The sequence below is a fragment of the Oribacterium sp. KHPX15 genome (genome assembly GCF_900107835.1).
GTDB lineage: Bacteria > Bacillota > Clostridia > Lachnospirales > Lachnospiraceae > Oribacterium.
In genome coordinates, this window is the sequence record NZ_FNRG01000040.1 from 1 (window position 1) to 17,842 (window position 17,842).

The following is a 17,842-nucleotide window of genomic DNA, read 5'->3' on the forward strand; positions in this document are numbered from 1 at the left end:
TGTAAACGGCAAGTAAAAACCAGCAATTTTCGGCATTTAATTTCCAGCAGTTTTCGGCAGTGAAAAACCAGCAGTTTTTGTGGGAACCATCCCAAAATCAGCTTTTTCATCTGATGACAGGGCTGCAAAGGTGGGATGGCTGGTATCATCCCACCTATTAGGAAATCAATCCGTGTTACTCGTAGCTATAGAGTTGTTCCGAGACTTTATCATAATCATTCATAAGATCTTCGTTTTCTTTTGTGAGTTCATGGATCTTTTCAAGATAAAGCCACGTGCTTTCAACTACGTCATTGTATTTATCGAGGAGCTCCTCTTTACTGATCTTGTCCAGATCTTCCTTTTTTATCATTTCATACTGTTTCATCACTAGTATCCTTTCCATCATTTAAGAATGATTTGCGGTTTTCCAATCTATAACTCTTTCCGGATATCTTAATCCTATCGCAGCGGTACGAAAGTCTGTCCAGTATTGCAGTAGCAAGTGCGGGATCATTTAAAAACTCGGCCCATTCCTCAAACCCTTTATTAGTGGTGATTACTATAGCTGTCTGTTCCTGAAGCTCAGATATCAATTGAAAGAACAGATTACCTTCGGTAGGGTTGATCGGCAGATAACCTACTTCATCAATGATTAGAAGATTAGACTTCCGTATACGGTTCATTTTGGCACGACTGCGGCGGTCTATCTCCTCTGTTCTAAGACATTGAACCAGGGACTGCATTGTTGAATAGCTTACCTTATAGCCCTCTTCACAGGCATGGTATCCCAGCCCTATAGCCAGATGTGTCTTGCCCACTCCTGGCGGTCCGGAAAGGATCAGATTGTATAATCCATCTATCCATGTAAGTTCTGACAGTTGCTTGAACTGTTTCTTGGAAATAGCCCTGCAGAAATTCAAATCGAAATCCTTCAGGTACTTTGGATATGGGAATCCGGCATCTTTTACACGTCGCGCCTGAGCCTTGTCATGGCGGTATTTCAATTCTCCGGTAAAAATGTTTGCAATGAAATCAGTATAAGTTTGTTCCTCCTGTTCTGCCTTATGTATCAGGGTTTCTATGCTGTCTTTTGTATTGTATAGCGACAGCGAAATCGCTTGCTCTTTTAGTTCTGTTAACTTATCCATTGACAGCACTCCTTTCATTCATCGCATTCTCGTATGCACTCAAAGACCGGATATCCGGTTTGTCTACACGATATTTTTCAGGAAGAGAAGTACTGTCACGTTTTTTGATGTTCTTTTCTTCAATAGTTGCCTGTGTAAGATATATGATGCTCGATTTCAGATCTCCTGCAGAATACAATTCCTTCTCACTGCAGTATTCAACGCCCTTTAAGATGTCATCACGGTTCCATTCCTCAAAAAGCTTTTTTATGACACCAAGCTGATCCCTGTAATAGCGAGGTTTTTCTTGATGTATATGTTCAAGAAAAGGTCCGACCAGCTCATCGTTATTAAAGAGTTCCCTAAGCAACTTCTCCTGTTCTTCAACGGACTTTGTCTTGTCTCTTTCTGAACGTTCTGAGTGACCTATCAGTTTTCCTTTTTCGTGACAAAGCGGGTGTGTTGCATATATCTCACCAGTTATGGAATCAGTTATTGATACTTCGTCGGTTTCTTCGTTGATTTTCATATAGACGCGCACACCCTTGTGGTATGTCCCCACCGGAACACGATACCTGTTGCTTTTATAAAGAACAAGATTGTCTTTACGGACGGCATAGTCTATACTGTTTTCATTAGCGATAGCAAAGCTATACTCAGAGACCGGAACCAAGTATTCCTTTTCGAGGGCGAATACTTCATCCGGTCTTTTGTGTGTTGTGCCATGTACGTCATGATTAGCGGTGCGTCTGAGCCATGCTAAACATGCCTCATTAAAGCTCTCTATATCTGTGAACATACGGTGATCCGCAAAGTTGTACTTGGCGAATTTGACCACGTTTTCTACCGGACCTTTGGATTCAGGATCAGCACCATGACATAGAAATATATCAAATCCTACTTCCTGAAGATAACTTTGGAACCCGGCGGTATATATGATATCGCCATGGTTTTCACTTACAGCCAACACCTTATCCTGATCATATACGATCTGATGCGGACGGCCTCCAAAATAATCAAAAGCCTTGATGTGAGCCATTATGAAAGTTGTTGTGGTAAACGGTCTTTCCTGCCACATAACAAATTTGTAGCGGGAATGTGCAAGTACCATGGCAAAGCAGTAAACCTTCTTCTGTCTGCCGGATTTCGTGGGCACATATATCTCACCCATATCCACTTGTCCTTGAGCGCCTGGATCTCGCTCATCAACTGCTTCATATTGTCTTTCAGTTTCCGGTTTCTTTATGTCGTATTCTTCCCGGATGCTTTTCACGTAGTTCTGAAATGAACGTTTCTGAAAGTCCAGTGTTTCTAAGGGACTTCGTTCCTTGCACCAGTCATAAATTTGGGCAGCCGTCATATCCGGAAACTCCGTCAGCCATTCAACAATAAGTTCTTTGTATACGTCCGGCTTTCTAACCCTGTGTTTTTTCTTTGTCTCTTCATATCCATCGGGGGACATATCCCAATACTTTGAGACTGTCTCTCTGTTGAGCTTCAGTTTCCTGGCAACCTTTGATTTCCTGAAGCCTTTGCGTTTGAGTGTTTGAATCTCGGCATATTTCATCCAATCAATCATCCTTTCTTCACCTCCTAGCATGCAATTATAGACATGCATAGGAGAAATTCATATGATTACCGGAATTCCATTCTCAAACTGCTGGTTTTTCACTGCCGAAAAATGATGGTTTTATAATACCATTTACACCTTTTTACTTACTTTATTTTTAGTGGTGCATCAAAGTTTTTATAAACTCTTTCTATACAGTGCAATGCTTCATATCTATGCGGAAAAGCAATATCTCTATGGAATACAATTCCTTTATCATTTTCAATAAGTTTTAAAAAATATCCCGTATCCTCTTTTGATATATGGAACAGTTCCGTTGAAGACTTCATCAAACTTTTTAAATCAACAATTGCTTCTTCTGCTTCCTTATAAGTGGTATAATCACCTGATATAGCTAATGGTTGATTGTTGTTATTATTTGGAAATAGACCAAAGTAGTAGCCCTTTCCGCCCTTTTTTATGAAATACTTGTACCCCATTGCGCTTACCATTTCCTATCTTCATAAGGAGTATTTTCCACTCCCTTTGACTGCAAATCTCCTACCATCCTATCAAGCATAGGCTTCCACAGCTTTTTAAACCAATCTGTTTTGCCGAACCATTTTACTAGAGTGGGGCTGATGGCGTAATATGTGCGAATAAATGCACGGCCGTACCAAGTCTCTGCTAATGTGAAATCACGGTAGCGGCGAAGCGTCCATACCTCAGGGCAATCATAGGAACCGTACACTGCCGTTGCAACATAGCAGCCAGCGAAAGCAATCATGCCCGGTTGAACATAATCAGGTTCATATTTTTTGATAAGATTTGTTATTGTTTTCGTCATTTCTGGAGGCGCAAATTTATTATAATCCTGTGAATTTATCGTTTTGAATAAATTAAGTGAATTTTTAATATCTCCACGTTCTTCAAGTTCACAGGCGCATTCAAGTAATATTTTGGCACACTGCAATCCAATCTCATTATATGTATCAATTGAATTGAAATATGTTTTTGCCACCTCTTTTAGAGTTGTAGCCCCTTTTAAACAAGCTATGGTAAGCTCATCAAACGCTTTTTGCCGTTCCTCATCATCATGTACATTATCATCAATCAGCTTAAAAGTAGGAATAATTGACTTTGCTATGTTTTGTGCATGGAAAGGTAAGTGAGATACATTGATATTATTTACTTGAGTATAAAACACGGAATAAAAGTAGCTTTCCCAATCATTAGGATTGGATTGAACTATTAGACCATAATATTTTTCTGCATCAGCGATATTAGATGTTTCTTTTGCCCGTCTTGCTAACTCATATAGATTCTTTAAATCCTGAGTGTTATCTATCTTTATAACACTACCGCTTACATCAACAGTACCCTCAATCATTAATTTTTTTGCTTCCTCAAGAGAATACCTTGTACCACAATGCTGACACACAAAATAACCATCTTCTTTGACAAATTCATTGCTCCCACAAAGTTCGCAAACTATAGCTTTCATTTTATCCCCTATCTCTATACTGAATACTACTATTATAGCGGGTCGACATAAAATCAAAGAATTATAAAGAATTAATACACGAATAATTGTGAATAAATCGTTACTCCATATATTTTGACACCAAAAAGAGAAGCCAAAATAATCAACCTCTCCATTAAGTCTCTATCATTGTAAGCAGCTTTATTGAAAAAGAAAATCGTGGTCATCATATTTCTATGACAGCCACGATTAATATCAAAGAGACATCTTACTATTCAAAGAATAGGTATTGTTATTCTATAGCAATAAGCTTTATAGAATTATTATCATAGCTTGCAATGCCATAAGCAGTATTCTTTATTGTAGCATTAAAGCCATTTTTAGCAGAGAATTGTGTTACTATAAGTCAGGTTTCTGACCTGACCTTTTTGAGTATATTCTGTTTTCTTTTTAGGAGCTTCTTCTTGTAAGCAGCTCTTGGCTCGCCATCTTTCCTGTATAAGTCTAATATACTTATTTGACCTTCACAGCTGTAGTTACGAAGAACAGCAAAATTGTCCCTAATATCTTTAGCGGTATCCATTATACTTCCTCCGGATTCCTTTTCATTTTTCAATATAATTATGGTTAGGGATCATCTAAATAGACTCCCGTTTCGTTCTTAAGCTAATTTTTTTGAGTTTTTACGCCACTTGCCCGGGGATTCTCCGAAACGTTCTTTAAACTTCCGGGTGAACCAGCTTCTGCTCTGGAAACCACAGCTTTGCGCTATCTCATCGGATGTAAGTTCAGATGATAAAAGCATATTTGCTGCCTGTTCCAGTTTCATTTCAAGCATCTTCTTTGAGAAGGTCACACCTGTGATCATCTTAAATCGGAAGCTTAGATAGTCAGGATTGTACCCATATTTTTCAGCAACTTCGGCAAGTGTGCATTCATTATAATGATCTCCCATATATTTCATGAGCTTTCCAAAACGGTTTTGAGAAACCATAGTGCTGTTCGGAACGATCAATGAATTTTCTCTCGCACGGTCAAGTTCCGTCACGATTGCAACCATCAGAAGATGTGTCATTTTCTCATGATGTGAATCGCTTAGCTTTAGTTCCTGTTCCAGTGCATCAAAAGCAACTAGTACGTTCCGGTCGTTCTGACAGGAGAAATACAAATACTCACTGTTTCCGGATTCATCATGTATGAAATCATATATTATTCGGCAGTCTGCAGTCTGGGAAACAAAAAGCCCGTCAAAGAAATCACGCCGGATCGAAAGCACACTAAGGTTTGATCCTGCATCACAATTCCAGCTTATATTTTCACGGCTCAGGATCAGATCACCCTTACTCATAGTGAATCTTCGGCCTGCAAATGTCAGGGATGTCCTTCGCTCTGCGCGCAAAATGGTAAAGTAATCCGTCAGCCCGCCTTCTATTAAATTCAAAGTAATAGTTTTCATGCCCATATCTTATCACATAATTTTATAAAAAGCTAAGATTAGAGAACAATTTAAACAAGATACGAACATTGTTAAAGTAATCACAAATCAGTAAGCTAGTTTTATCAATTAAACATTCCAGAGAGGGATAAAGACATGAGAAAGAATAATTGGAAACTCCAAAGTCTTGGAGGATTAGTTGCTTTGTCACTTGCGTGCAGTTCGCTTTCCGCATGCTCAGCAACTTCTACACCTCCTGTAAACACTGAAGCTACTGCAACAGCCACAGAACAGGCTAGGTCCGAAGCAGCTTCTGAGGTAGCAACAGAGGTTCAAGCATCTGAAGGAACTTCCGCATCATCAACCGAAATCACGGATGGAACCTACAGTGCTGTAGGTACTGGTTTCAGTAACGGTGAAGTACCTGTAACCATTACTGTTGAAGGCGGAAAGATCACAAACGTTGATATTGATGCTTCAACACAGACAGATGGTTACGGAAAGACAGCTGCAGACGAACTTGCAAAGGAAGTTGTTGATGGTCAGACATATGATATTGATGTTGTGTCCGGCGCCACAATGACACGTAATGCTGTTTCTGAGGCAGTAAAGAGTGCAATGTCTGAAGCCGGATTTGATGTAGATTCATTAGCTAAAAAAACTGAATCCGGTGAAACAGAAACTGTTGATACAGATGTACTTGTAATCGGAATGGGTGCTTCAGGTTCTATGGCTGCATTAAAGGCTGCTGAATCCGGTGCTCATGTATTGGGTGTTGAAGCTACAGAAACCCTTGGAGGCATGGGTAATGCTGCACAGGGTATGTTTGCAGTTGGATCTGTTGAACAGAAAGACCGATATGGTGAAAACGGTGAGGAAACAGATGAAGAATACTGGTTCAACCACCTCATGCAGAGTACCGACTATCTTGGCAATGGAGCTCTCATCAGCCGTTTTGTTTCAGAGGCAAAGAATACAGTCAGCTATATGCTGAATCATGGTGTTGGATTCTTCCTTTCAAAGCAGGCACAGCAGATTGCTCATCTTGACCAGGAAGTTGTTTACCACAGATGGAACAATGCTGATCCATTCAAATATATTGGTGAATCCCTTGAAAGAAGCGGCGTTGAGATCCGTTACGGCACAACAGCAACTGAGCTTATAGTAGATGGTGAGGGTGCTGTAACAGGTGCAAAGTGTACAACAAGTGACGGCGGTACACTGATTGTTAACGCAAAGTCCGTTATCATGTCTACCGGATCATTCGCTAATAATCCGGAACTGATGAAGGAAACCCTCGGCGAAGAGCTTTACAATAATTCTATGGTATTGGCCGGATCAAAACTTCCCGGACTTGAGATGATGTGGGATATCGGTGCTGCTAAGGGTGAGCTTCTTACTATGAACCACGGTGTTGTAACACTTAATGCAGGTAATGAGATTGTTTCTCAGCTGACATTAAACAGTCCGATTCTCTGGGTAAACGGTCGTGGCAAGCGTTTCATGGATGAAGATCTTCTTAAGGATACTGTTGAATTCTCCTCTGCAGTAGCTGCACAGGGCGGCATTGCATATACAATCGTTGATCAGACTACTGTTGATCGTTGGACAGACGAATCTCAGGAAAACACAGGCACATGGGTTCATTACTGGGATCGTTACGGCATCATTGATGAGAATGGAGATCCTACTATTTACCATGCTCCTATCTCAAAGGAAGACTGGACTACAGGTTTTGAGCTTCTTACAGAAGCAGGAGAAGGCGGAGTATTTGATACAATAGCTGACGCTGCAGCGTTCATTGGCTGCGATTCAAGTGATCTTGAAGCAACCATCGCAAAGTACAATACCGCGGTTGAAACAGGTGACGATACAGAATTCTACAAGGATAAAGAGTCTCTCGTTTATACTGTATCAGAAGGTCCTTACTATGTAACAAAGGGTCATTCAGGAATCCTTGGCGCATTAGGCGGTGTTAACACAGATGAGAACCTCAATGTTCTTAATGAACAGAATAAGACAATCAAGAACCTCTATGCAACAGGTAACAACGTATCCGGCATCTCAATCGCTGCATACCAGAATGTTGAAGGTGTCGGTCTTGGCTTCTCTCTTACATCCGGAAGACTTGCCGGCGCTGCGGCTGCTGAAAATGCAGGTTACACAACAACAGAGGATACAACCGAGTTGACTGAAACAGGTAAAGAAACCATGAAAACCGCAACAGAGCGCGGTATGGACGGAAACCTGGAACATTAAGAATACCGTCATAGAATAAGCTAGAATACAAAGACTGTGAAGAATGATTTCTCATTTTTCACAGTCTTTCTTTGTTTACCTTCAATTAATTATTAAAAATGATAGTCATTTCTGAAGCTGCTTTGCTATGATTGCGCGATCTTTGCCCTTAATCTCAAGAGCATTCAATGCATCTTCAAGACTACACTTCATATTCTTCATCATAAGCTTGATGTTGTTTATTGTTGTCTGCTCGGCTCTTTCATCTGCAACCTTATCAGCTAACTTTGTAAATGATTCACACATAGCATCACGTCCTTCCTCTGTTTCTTTGAAATGCCTGACTCCATCTGCAAGAGGCTTAAAATAAATGTTATCAGCTTTCTTGCAGTTAAAGTCATGTGCCAGTTTACCAAAATCATCCTTGCCACGATATTTACCGTTCACGTAAATAATATGGGCACCATCATCGAATGCCTCCCCTGTTTCTCTAACAGTCTTGTCTACATGATATATAGGCCTATTTGCCTTAAACTTATCATGCTGGCAAATGAAGATAACATAAGTATCTCTGATGGATTTGAACTCCTGTTTTTTCTTTAAAAGCCTTGAATCAATCATGCTCTGATGATATCTTGCCCTCTTTATATGTGAGCCTTTTGTATTCCTCTGAACTTCAACATCAAACTGAACACCTTTATCATCAACTGCAACTATATCAAGCCTAATATTTCTGCCACCAGGATATGCACTTTTAAGCTCCACCTGTCCCTTTACACGTATAACTTTGATGTCATCCCTTTCAAGAACTATTTTCAAAAGCAATTCAGCAGCTTCAATGTTTCCATCGAAGACCTTGCTCATCAAATCATCGTCAAATAGAGTTAAATCATCTATCGCCTTTTCAAGTTCGGCATTTATCTGAGCGCTAAGCTCAGTTCTTGAGATTTCTGTGTCTTTTTCTTTCTTCCCCATACACACTCCTTCAGGCTAATAATATCACTCTACCACAAGCCTTACAATTAGCAAAAAGGCGATTTAATGCAATCTTTATAAGTGGTTTTTGAGGTCGCAAATTGCGACCTCAAAAACCAGATCACCTATCAGCCTGTTGGCTTTTCCTTGACGATATCCGTTCACACCAATTACGATGTTACCACCTGGTCATCTTCCGCCTTCCGCTTCTTTTCTATATCTATAGTTATCGCTCTCATCCTGCCACGTATCTCACATTCTTCAGAACGCTCTATGTGCTTTAAAAGTACTTCGCTAGGCAGTTCCGCTGCAATCTTTTGGGTAGCCTTATATAGATTCGGATATAAAACAATCTCATCAATGTACTTGTTTCGTCCACTCTGTTCTGATCCAAAGAGGTCTCCTGATTTTCTCAGGAACTTAAGATCCTTTTCCGCTATCTCAAATCCGTCATCCGTTTCAAGAAGTGTCTTTATGTTCTCGTTTTCTGTATCCTTTGATACAAGCACACAGAAAGAAAGTTTATCTCCTCTTCCGACACGGCCCCTAAGCTGATGCATCTGAGATAACCCGAAGCGCTCTGCATTCATTATGAGAATAAGTGTTGCGTTTGGAACATCAACACCTACTTCGATAACAGTTGTTGAAACAAGAATATCGACCTTTCCATCATGGAAATCATTAAGTATTGCATCGGTCTCCTCGTTAGAAGTAACACCGGTCATCTCCTCTACTCTGTAATCAGGAAACATTTCCTGAAGCTTTTTCGTTGCCTTTTCCGTGGAAAGTACACCTTCTGTGGTTGATCCCTTCTTCCCGTCTACAATCATAGGGCAGACAACATATATCTGTTGGTGGAGATCCAAGATCTGCTGAATATATTTCTTTAAGTGTATTCCGTTATCGTAAAGAGTTCTTACACCTTTTCTGTTTCCGGGCTTTTCCTTCACGCTGAATATCTTAGTGGTGTCCCCATATATAGCTGTTGCAAGGGTTCTCGGGATAGGTGTTGCCGACATTCCTATGTAGTCTATTGATTTAACAGCTTCACGCTGCTCTACGCCGAAACGGTGTTCCTCATCCACTATTGAAAGCCCTAAACGCTTAAATCTTAGACGGTCAGACATAACGGAGTGGGTTCCCACAATCAGTTTACAGTTACCATTTGCTATCTCTCTAAGCATCTCGTCTGTTTCGGACCCCTTCTTATTAAGAGTATCTGAAACGATGAGGGAAGCACTCATGGATGTTCCTTTTATAAGGCTTAAAAGCTTATCATAGTGCTGTTTTGCAAGTATCTTTGTAGGGGCAAGGAGAACAGCCTGAAAGCCGTTTTCCGCAGCAAGGAGCATTGCGAGGAACGAGATTATGGTCTTTCCACATCCAACATCACCCTGTACAAGCGCATTGACATAATTCCCCTGCATCATTTCATATTTTATTGATTCATAGGCACTTCTCTGTCCGTTTGTCAGTTCATATGGAAGTGATGCTATTATCTTTTCTGTAAGCTCGCACTTTGTGATCTTGATTCCTCCTGATGGAGTATCTCGCTTCTCCAGTTCCATCCTTCCCGCAAAATTAAGGATGTCATTGAATAGAAGACGTTTCCTTCCTTCTACAGCTTCTTTCATTGTTGAAGGGAACAGAGCCTTTCTCACCGCCTCATTTATCTCATCAAGATTTAATCTTGATAACAGTTCTTCCGGAAGAGTATCTTCCTCACGATCCTTTAGCTTTTCTTCAAGAAATGCCCTCATTTTTTCTTCGGAAATACCTTTGATTGAGCTTAGGACCGTTTTTACCACCATGTTCTTCTCGACATCAATTGTGAATGTATCAGGTGATACTATTGAAAAGCCCTTGTCTCCGAATTGCGGATTATAAGAGAGCTCGCCGCCGATAAGTACATCACACTGCAAGGTCATCCAATAGGAATAAAGCTTCTCTACTCTCTTTGTGGCAAAGAAGTTCATAACACCAACGTGGTAACCGGTCTTTTTATTAATAACCGTGCATCTTAGCCATGCGGCTCCCTTACTGCTTGTGCCGGTCTTTACATCGATTATTCTTCCAATTATGGTCACATGGCAGCCATTAAGCTCCTGTGAAACTCCGGTCTCCACGGTATTATCCATATAATGGAGAGGCAGAAGTCTATGGTAGTGGTATTTATTTGTGATATGGTTCTTTTCTAATGTATTTAACTGGGCCTTGGTTAATTCCCAGGGAAATGTCTTTTTGCCCATGAAGAAATTCCTCCTATAGTACTACTACAATTATGGTAGATAATTTTTAGGAGATTATATTGCTGATAGATATTTTAGAAATATTTTCGTATAGACCTTTTTAATGACTATTATTTTGCATCAAGTTCCCAGAGTTTTGCATAGAGAACCCTTAGCTGACCGGAGTTATCCCGTACTTCTGACGGAGTAAGATTGTTATGAACAGAATGGAAATTAAGAAGTCGGTTTACCTGCTGAATACCTGTGATTATATCCTGTCTTCTTCCTGACTGGTCTGATGAAATCAAACTATTCTGTGCCTTGTTTTTGAATCGTTTTGCTTGTCTTTTCTTATAATCTTTCATCTTTTTTCGTATCCAAAGTGATTTATTCTCTTTTTATTAAAACACATACTGTATTCAGGATGCAATATAGTGTTTGCATAATATTATCTCAAATTATTTTACTACTTAGATTTCAGAAATCGCCTTGCGTCTATGATCATGTGCCTCCTTCGTCCTAACATACCTTTGAAAACAAAAGCTGAATAACCGCATTGCGACATATTAAAAAATGTGTAAAAATAGACGATGAAGCAATTATTCGACTTTTTGTTACGATTTTAGGAGGACTACATATGACATTCAATGAACTAGTTGAAAAAGTACGGAAGCTTTCTGCTAAGGCTGATGTTTCTAATCAAGATTTTATTGCAGTCCAGATAAACATTACCGGAAAGGAAAGCGGTGTTTTCTATGTTGAAGTTAAGGATCACAAAATAAATGTTGAGCCTTATGAATACAATGACAGGAACTGCGCAATAACAATGAGCCTTACGGATTTCAATAAGCTTATTGACGGAAAGCTTGATCCCGTCGCAGCATTCACCGTAGGAAAACTTAAGGTAGATGGTGATGTTGGAAAAGCTGTAGAATTCTCAAAACTGTTAAAGCAAAAGAAGTAAAAATAAGAGTAAGATTTCCTCACCGTGAGGACTATAAACCATATCCTGACGGTAAGAAGAGATACTGTTTTCTCACAAAAAGACCGGACTGAGACATGCTCTTTCCGGTCTTTTTATTATGCAGTTTTCTTTTTATCAAAGAACTGAACAATGTTAGCACATGTTTTTATGCGCTCTTTTAATTCCTTTTCCAACTCTTCGTAAATACCCCCGTCAAAATATTGCGGTCCCATGAGATCATAGATCATGGAAGCTCTTGGTGCGTCCATCGAGCCATAGTATGCAAGAAGTTTCTGATATTCATCCAGCATTTCTTTCGCCCTGTCTTCTATCAAAGAGTAATAATCTCTTTTGGATCGAGAATATAGCTCGTACATGGATAGATGTAAGGGTGTGCCATTTGAAGGCGAAAGCATAAGTGCTCTTTGCTCTTCTGGTTTCAATGTAAGCTTCGGGTAATCCGGAGCCTTTCCGTCCAGAAGATAAAGCTGCACTCCGCCCATTGCTTCGGCAATAATTTCGTACCCGCGTCCTTTAGGTACTTTGCAGAATTCACATACCATCTCTATGATATTGTGAGATCCACATCCGGCAAAACACATTATGTTTTTCGGATGTACCACACAGTTAGACGGGTGATGGTCTTTCTTTCCCTGAACTCTCTCGTGAAACGGACAATACGTCCAGTACGTGCTGTCCATTGCTTCGTATGACAGGGAACTAATGTCAAGACTTTCCACAAGTCTGCCGTTAGCAAAAAGCTTCATCCCGATATGGAATGCAACTATCCTTGCATCGGCATCCTGCATCAATCTTTTTATGTCAAGATGCATAATTTACTCCTCCTTCCTTATGTAATTTATTCACATTAATTATGGTCGGCGTTATTTGAAATAAGAGACATAATAATAATTAATTGTTAACTTTGATGAAATTAGGTTAAAATCATTGCAATAAGGACAGAGCCAATTTATAATTCCACTTGTGTTTCACAAACTTTTGTATACATTTTAATTTTTTGAAATATACTGATAGAAAAAGAAAAGCTATCATAATTAATGTAAAGAGTAGTACGTGCAATATTCTTATAAATGCACTTTTGCATAGGTAATGGGGAGGTTTTATGGTATCTGTAACGGTAGATAACAAAAAAAGCGATGAGCAGGGTAAGTCTACATGCAGCGTTCAGGTGTCATCAAAGACAACGATTTTCGAGTTATCATCAGAAATCGCACAGTCATGTGACGGATTACTTGAACAGTATTATAAGATCCTTATGGCACAGGAACAGAAGGGAAAAATCGAACCCGGTAAGAGCGACGAGCTTTTTGATGCTGTCTTTGATCATGTAGCCGAAACTCAGTCCAAAATGAGAGAGGCCATGAGAAGAAAGCGTTCAACAGTAGCTGTTCAGGAAGTCACTCCTGTAAGAAAACTAGGATAATGAATTCTCAAAAAACAAAAATCATCCGTATCCGTATTAATGGATACAGATGATTTTTTTATGAAGCACTGGCGGTGTCCAAGTACGATTACAACCTAAATAAGCGAGAAAGCCCACGGTTTTAACCGTGGGATGAGAGCGTATTAAACCAAAGATGATATTTTCAGCCAAAATACTGAAGATATCGTCTTTTTTATTTGACTCATGTGTATATTATATGCTATATTATACACATGAAGAATGAGTATAAACATACAAGAACTACTGTATCATTGATAAACTATCATCTTGTGTTCTGCCCAAGATACCGTAGGAAGATTTTTAATATTCCCGGTGTCGAAGAGCGATTCAAAGAACTGACTTCAATTGAATGCCAGACGCACAATATAGATATCCTTGCCATGGAATGTCATATAGACCACGTCCACATGTTTGTGAGTGTATATCCTCAACAAAGTATCCCTGATATTGTAAAACAAATCAAAGGCGCTACATCACATAAGCTGCGTGAAGAATTCTCGCAGCTAAAAAATATGCCGTCTTTATGGACACGTTCATATTTTGTCAGCACAGCAGATAATGTCAGCTCTGAAACTATAGAATGGTATATCAATACACAAAAAACGAGGGATTAGATGCACGTACTTAGACTGAGTCTTGCGACAACCGAATATGATGAACAGGTACTTGCAGACCGCTATTTTATGATATCCCATATCCATAACGTCGTAGTCAAGCATGCAAAGAAACTGCTCAGACAGCTTGACTACAACAGGGAATATCAGGCCTCAAAGGATGAATATACGGCACTTTTCAAGGAAAAGAAGGCTGCTGAGAGCAGCCACTCCAGATTCCCAAAAGAGAAATCTAATCGGATGAAGGAGCTTTCTGGTGTCATGTACAGCATTCGGCAGGAAATCGGGTTTTGCAAGGCAGGTCTTGAGTCCTATATCAAGATCTGTGGCAGGAAGTACAAAAAGCATATCTCTTCACAGCAGGTGCAGAAGGAAGCTGACCGTGTATGGGACGGTGTGGAGAAGGTATTGTTCGGTAACGGAGAAGAGCTTCATTTCAAGAAATACCGGGACTTTGACACCATCTGTGGCAAGTCTGCTACTAACGGGATCAAGTTCGACAAGGAATCGTTCAGTATCGAGTGGAACGGACTACATATAAGGTGCAGGCTCCCTCGCAAACACAAGGATGTTGAAGCAGGAATGCCATACATCATGGAATCTATCGATCATAAGGTTTCCTACTGTGAGATAAAAAGACGAATGTTTCCCAATGGCTGGCACTACTATCTGAATGTATACCTTGAAGGGGATGCTCCGAGAAAACTAAAGACAGTTGGCGATGCAGATAATCGGACAGGACTTGACCTCGGAACATCGACAGCCGCTACAGTATCGGACAACATGGCGACATTGGAAGAGCTTGCTCCTAAATGTTATGAGTTCAACAGAAAGATACGTAACGTGTCAAGGCACATGGATCGGTCAAAACGTGCTTCTAACCCCAATAAATACAAGCCTGACGGTACCATCGACAGAACGAATAAGGATAAGTGGGTGCTCTCAAAGACCTATCTCAAATCTCGTGACAAGCTCAAATCATTGTACCGGCAAAAATCCGAATATATTAACCAGTCACACAGACAGTACATCAACAGACTGATAACTGACTCGATAAACTTCATCACGGAAAATATGAACTTTAGTGCCCTTCAAAAGCGTTCGAAGAAGAAGGCTGAGCGTTCGGACAAGGTCTCTGTTGTGGCAAAGAAGGACGGTACTGAACAATCCATCCGTAAGTTCAAAAGAAAGAAACGTTATGGTTCATCTATGAACAACCGCTCACCATCAAGATTCCTTGTACTGCTGGAACAAAAGGTAAAGTTATATGGTGGTGCATTGTATAAGGTGGACACATGGAACTTCAGAGCGAGCCAGTACGACCACACAACGGACACAAACACCAAAATCAATATTAGCGACAGGTTTAAATCGATAGACGGACATGAGGTACAGAGGGACTTATATAGCGGGTTCCTGTTAAAGAACAGCAATGGAAATCTGAATCACCCTAACAGAGAGAAATGTATATATGAATTCGACAGCTTCATTAAGCTGCACGATGAGTTGATAAGTAATATGAAGGCTGATGGTAAGAGCATGAAGGCGTGCTTCGGTTTTTGAGCATAAAAATACTGCCCGGAATACCGGACAGTATTGTACAGCTACTAATATTTTTTTAATGGTCCAGACGTAGACCATCCTTTTGGAAAGTAGGTACACGCGTATCGAATTCTCGGGTAAACACTGAAATAACCGGTCATATCCTGCCCTATATGGTCAGGTGGAATCGGGTGAATCTAAGTGAGAATCCCACGGATTTATCCGTGGGAGTACGTCAAGATACTACTTATACAACTGTTCAAGTTCTATATGTTTTATCTCATCGGTCTCTTCTGCGGCAAATCCTGCCCTTGAAAAGAATACATATTTATAGCAATTAAGGTCAGTGCTCTTAATCTGGCTGATCTCTTCATCTATGACTTCTTTAGATGTCTTCCTTTTCCTGAATTTCACTTCATAAAAAACATACCCGATCTCATCCTGTGTAACGACATCAAATTCCCCGTTAGTGCGTGTCTTTGGATCATCATAATAATACTTTCCAATTTTCTCGATAACAGGTTCGATATTTCCAAGTCTGTTCTGTCTTATAAGATACTGTCTGCAGATTTCTTCAAACTTGTGTGGCACATACTTTTCCTCAAAATCCTTATCAATGTATTTGTCATAAAATACATCCGAATCCATGATCTTAAGCTGAGACAAATGCTTGAAAATATACCTGAAATAGAAAAGCGATAGGTTGTCACAAATATAATATCCCGCTTTTTTCTTGTTTTCTTCATCGTTGATAGGAGCTTTCTTTTCGACCACTTCCATCTTCATAAGTTTCTCAAGAACATCTACCAGCGTAGGTCCACTTGATACATGAGACTGAGAAAGAATATCGCTGTACTTTGAGAACCCTCTGGCAAGTGCTGTGAACACTTCATTTGCATTGACTATTTTTGAAATCTCTGCGTTTAGATACATGGAAACCTCATTTTCCAAACGTGCTCCCGGTGATGCGATTAGGTCTATGATGTTTTCCTTCACGGTTTTCTTATCATCAACAAGTCTATTGAAGTATGGAATCCCTCCGAATACTGAGTATATTCTGACCTTGTCTTCTAAAGACATGTTTGGGTAGAACAACGATGATTCATAATAATCCATCTGTTTAAGATCTATGACCAGATCTATTCTGCCGAACAAGGGATTAGAGTGCTCCAAAAGAGACTTCATTATGTCTACATAGGAACCGAGAATTATGAGCTTTAGCCTTGATGTTTCCCGATATTTATCCACAAGCGACTGAAGTATACTATCAAGTCCTTTTATGTTTTCCCTGAGGTAAGGATACTCATCCAATACGAATACAATTTTTTCTTCCCTTGCAAGGTTAAAAACGTAGTCCATCAATTCATCAAATGATGTATATCCCAATTTGGGTAATCCTTGTTCTTCCGAGATCACCTCACAAATACTCTGCACATTACTTGCTTCTGTCACCTGCTTGCACTCGTAGTAAATACTTTTAATACCTGAGTATTTAATCGCCTGTTTTACAAGCTCGCTCTTTCCCACTCTTCGCCTTCCATATATGAGTGTCATCCTCATGTCATCAGAAGACATTTCTTTATGTAGTTTATCTAACTGCTGTGTTCTTCCATAGAAATTCATTTTACTCGGTTCCTTTCGACTCGGTTACTCCCGAACTATAATAATTATATGAAAGGTAAGTTCTTTTGTAAAGTTTTATTCGGTATGTTCCGACTCGGTCGTAGCCGAATAATCATTGCCAATATTTATTTTAAGATAATTCAAGCTTTAATAAGTACTCTATTTTTTCAAGCTTAACGCAATTTCAAATTTTTCCGAAAGATCATACACTCTGTTCTTGAACTCCGGATTTTTAGACCAAGTATCATCGTCCTGTTCATCCGCAAACCACGAATCAATGTCATCAGAATTGTCTACTATGTCTTCGATTTCTGCATCCTCTGTGAAGCCTCACACGACTAAAGTCGCGTGCTTCCAAATTTAACACAAAAGAGTTTCTGGATTTTCCCGAGAATCTTTTATATTATCTCCTTTAGGGAGACAGAATTCCTTTCTACTATACAGTCTAAACTCAGAGATCACGCGACACTCAGGTTGCATAATTCCGCATTAAGACTAATTAACGTAGATAAGGTGCATTGGCTTCTCTTGGCAGCCGCAGGGACTTTTGCCTGCAGTGCCAACCCTTCGCTCACGGTCAGGGATTTTAAGATCTCACGGACAAAGTATCTTGATCC

At 39.9% G+C, this 17,842-nt stretch carries 17 protein-coding genes; 5 read left to right on the forward strand and 12 right to left on the reverse strand.

What is annotated here, in order from left to right; translation table 11 throughout:
* Positions 1–175: 175 nt before the first annotated feature.
* The 7 genes from BLV86_RS15605 to BLV86_RS15630 form a co-directional block, all read right to left on the reverse strand.
* On the reverse strand, positions 176–367 hold the full coding sequence (locus tag BLV86_RS15605) for a hypothetical protein (protein WP_090815448.1): 192 nt from the start codon (positions 365–367) through the stop codon (positions 176–178).
* On the reverse strand, positions 354–1,130 hold the full coding sequence (istB, locus tag BLV86_RS15610) for an IS21-like element helper ATPase IstB (protein ID WP_090815449.1): 777 nt from the start codon (positions 1,128–1,130) through the stop codon (positions 354–356). The genes BLV86_RS15605 and istB overlap by 14 nt, the downstream gene beginning before the upstream one ends.
* Positions 1,123–2,688: an IS21 family transposase gene (istA, locus tag BLV86_RS15615; RefSeq protein ID WP_175456444.1), complete on the reverse strand. Its 1,566-nt coding sequence runs from the start codon at positions 2,686–2,688 to the stop codon at positions 1,123–1,125. Before istA ends, istB begins: the two co-directional genes overlap by 8 nt.
* Positions 2,689–2,825: 137 nt before the next feature.
* Positions 2,826–3,170 carry a hypothetical protein gene (locus BLV86_RS15620; RefSeq protein ID WP_090819378.1) on the reverse strand — a complete coding sequence of 115 codons (345 nt, stop codon included), beginning with the start codon at positions 3,168–3,170 and terminating at the stop codon, positions 2,826–2,828.
* Positions 3,164–4,162, reverse strand: a complete 999-nt coding sequence (locus BLV86_RS15625) for a TFIIB-type zinc finger domain-containing protein (RefSeq protein WP_090819381.1) — start codon at positions 4,160–4,162, stop codon at positions 3,164–3,166. The genes BLV86_RS15620 and BLV86_RS15625 overlap by 7 nt, the downstream gene beginning before the upstream one ends.
* Positions 4,163–4,547: 385 nt before the next feature.
* A complete protein-coding gene (locus BLV86_RS17970) occupies positions 4,548–4,724 on the reverse strand; it encodes a hypothetical protein (RefSeq protein WP_175456587.1) in 177 nt (58 codons plus the stop codon).
* Positions 4,725–4,802: 78 nt separating this feature from the next.
* Positions 4,803–5,489 (reverse strand): helix-turn-helix domain-containing protein, encoded by a 687-nt coding sequence (locus BLV86_RS15630; RefSeq protein ID WP_175456588.1) that lies wholly within the window; start codon positions 5,487–5,489, stop codon positions 4,803–4,805.
* A 243-nt stretch (positions 5,490–5,732) separates the two neighbouring features.
* Between BLV86_RS15630 and BLV86_RS15635 the strand changes: the two genes are divergently transcribed.
* Positions 5,733–7,835, forward strand: a complete 2,103-nt coding sequence (locus tag BLV86_RS15635; protein ID WP_090819387.1) for an FAD-dependent oxidoreductase — start codon at positions 5,733–5,735, stop codon at positions 7,833–7,835.
* A 105-nt stretch (positions 7,836–7,940) separates the two neighbouring features.
* Here BLV86_RS15635 and BLV86_RS15640 read toward each other — a convergent pair whose 3' ends face one another.
* From BLV86_RS15640 to BLV86_RS15650, 3 genes are all read right to left on the reverse strand, one after another.
* The gene (locus BLV86_RS15640) at positions 7,941–8,789 is read right to left on the reverse strand and encodes a PD-(D/E)XK nuclease family transposase (protein ID WP_031551608.1); all 849 of its coding nucleotides are present in this window, start codon (positions 8,787–8,789) and stop codon (positions 7,941–7,943) included.
* Positions 8,790–8,959: 170 nt separating this feature from the next.
* Positions 8,960–11,038: a DEAD/DEAH box helicase gene (locus tag BLV86_RS15645; RefSeq protein WP_090819390.1), complete on the reverse strand. Its 2,079-nt coding sequence runs from the start codon at positions 11,036–11,038 to the stop codon at positions 8,960–8,962.
* A gap of 110 nt (positions 11,039–11,148) precedes the next feature.
* Positions 11,149–11,382 (reverse strand): hypothetical protein, encoded by a 234-nt coding sequence (locus BLV86_RS15650; protein ID WP_090819393.1) that lies wholly within the window; start codon positions 11,380–11,382, stop codon positions 11,149–11,151.
* Positions 11,383–11,654: 272 nt separating this feature from the next.
* Here BLV86_RS15650 and BLV86_RS15655 point away from each other — a divergent pair, with 272 nt between their 5' ends.
* A complete protein-coding gene (locus tag BLV86_RS15655; protein WP_029201286.1) occupies positions 11,655–11,981 on the forward strand; it encodes an SCP2 sterol-binding domain-containing protein in 327 nt (108 codons plus the stop codon).
* Positions 11,982–12,097: 116 nt separating this feature from the next.
* Here the strand turns inward: BLV86_RS15655 and BLV86_RS15660 are convergent, their stop codons facing one another.
* Positions 12,098–12,814 (reverse strand): hypothetical protein, encoded by a 717-nt coding sequence (locus BLV86_RS15660; RefSeq protein ID WP_090819396.1) that lies wholly within the window; start codon positions 12,812–12,814, stop codon positions 12,098–12,100.
* Between the two features lie 290 nt (positions 12,815–13,104).
* Here BLV86_RS15660 and BLV86_RS15665 point away from each other — a divergent pair, with 290 nt between their 5' ends.
* The 3 genes from BLV86_RS15665 to BLV86_RS15675 all read left to right on the forward strand — a co-directional run bounded on the left by BLV86_RS15665 (position 13,105) and on the right by BLV86_RS15675 (position 15,623).
* Positions 13,105–13,425, forward strand: a complete 321-nt coding sequence (locus BLV86_RS15665; protein WP_090819399.1) for a hypothetical protein — start codon at positions 13,105–13,107, stop codon at positions 13,423–13,425.
* 233 nt (positions 13,426–13,658) lie between these two features.
* A complete protein-coding gene (tnpA, locus tag BLV86_RS15670) occupies positions 13,659–14,060 on the forward strand; it encodes an IS200/IS605 family transposase (protein WP_090819402.1) in 402 nt (133 codons plus the stop codon).
* Complete coding sequence (locus BLV86_RS15675) at positions 14,061–15,623, forward strand: hypothetical protein (protein ID WP_090819405.1); 1,563 nt, start codon at positions 14,061–14,063, stop codon at positions 15,621–15,623.
* Positions 15,624–15,845: 222 nt separating this feature from the next.
* On the opposite strand, the gene BLV86_RS15680 is transcribed toward BLV86_RS15675, so the two are convergent.
* The gene (locus tag BLV86_RS15680) at positions 15,846–17,225 is read right to left on the reverse strand and encodes an ATP-binding protein (RefSeq protein WP_090819408.1); all 1,380 of its coding nucleotides are present in this window, start codon (positions 17,223–17,225) and stop codon (positions 15,846–15,848) included.
* Positions 17,226–17,842 lie beyond the last annotated feature (617 nt).

Excerpts from the sequence above, each read along its gene's own strand:
- BLV86_RS15620 (WP_090819378.1), bottom strand. The coding sequence starts at position 3,170 with ATGGTAAGCGCAATGGGGTACAAGTATTTCATAAAAAAGGGCGGAAAG.
- istA (WP_175456444.1), bottom strand. The coding sequence starts at position 2,688 with ATGATTGATTGGATGAAATATGCCGAGATTCAAACACTCAAACGCAAA.
- BLV86_RS15680 (WP_090819408.1), bottom strand. The coding sequence starts at position 17,225 with ATGAATTTCTATGGAAGAACACAGCAGTTAGATAAACTACATAAAGAA.
- BLV86_RS15650 (WP_090819393.1), bottom strand. The coding sequence starts at position 11,382 with ATGAAAGATTATAAGAAAAGACAAGCAAAACGATTCAAAAACAAGGCA.
- BLV86_RS15655 (WP_029201286.1), top strand. The coding sequence starts at position 11,655 with ATGACATTCAATGAACTAGTTGAAAAAGTACGGAAGCTTTCTGCTAAG.
- BLV86_RS15630 (WP_175456588.1), bottom strand. The coding sequence starts at position 5,489 with ATGAGTAAGGGTGATCTGATCCTGAGCCGTGAAAATATAAGCTGGAAT.
- BLV86_RS15645 (WP_090819390.1), bottom strand. The coding sequence starts at position 11,038 with ATGGGCAAAAAGACATTTCCCTGGGAATTAACCAAGGCCCAGTTAAAT.
- BLV86_RS15675 (WP_090819405.1), top strand. The coding sequence starts at position 14,061 with ATGCACGTACTTAGACTGAGTCTTGCGACAACCGAATATGATGAACAG.
- BLV86_RS15665 (WP_090819399.1), top strand. The coding sequence starts at position 13,105 with ATGGTATCTGTAACGGTAGATAACAAAAAAAGCGATGAGCAGGGTAAG.
- BLV86_RS15640 (WP_031551608.1), bottom strand. The coding sequence starts at position 8,789 with ATGGGGAAGAAAGAAAAAGACACAGAAATCTCAAGAACTGAGCTTAGC.
- BLV86_RS15625 (WP_090819381.1), bottom strand. The coding sequence starts at position 4,162 with ATGAAAGCTATAGTTTGCGAACTTTGTGGGAGCAATGAATTTGTCAAA.
- tnpA (WP_090819402.1), top strand. The coding sequence starts at position 13,659 with ATGAAGAATGAGTATAAACATACAAGAACTACTGTATCATTGATAAAC.
- BLV86_RS15635 (WP_090819387.1), top strand. The coding sequence starts at position 5,733 with ATGAGAAAGAATAATTGGAAACTCCAAAGTCTTGGAGGATTAGTTGCT.
- BLV86_RS17970 (WP_175456587.1), bottom strand. The coding sequence starts at position 4,724 with ATGGATACCGCTAAAGATATTAGGGACAATTTTGCTGTTCTTCGTAAC.
- istB (WP_090815449.1), bottom strand. The coding sequence starts at position 1,130 with ATGGATAAGTTAACAGAACTAAAAGAGCAAGCGATTTCGCTGTCGCTA.
- BLV86_RS15605 (WP_090815448.1), bottom strand. The coding sequence starts at position 367 with ATGAAACAGTATGAAATGATAAAAAAGGAAGATCTGGACAAGATCAGT.
- BLV86_RS15660 (WP_090819396.1), bottom strand. The coding sequence starts at position 12,814 with ATGCATCTTGACATAAAAAGATTGATGCAGGATGCCGATGCAAGGATA.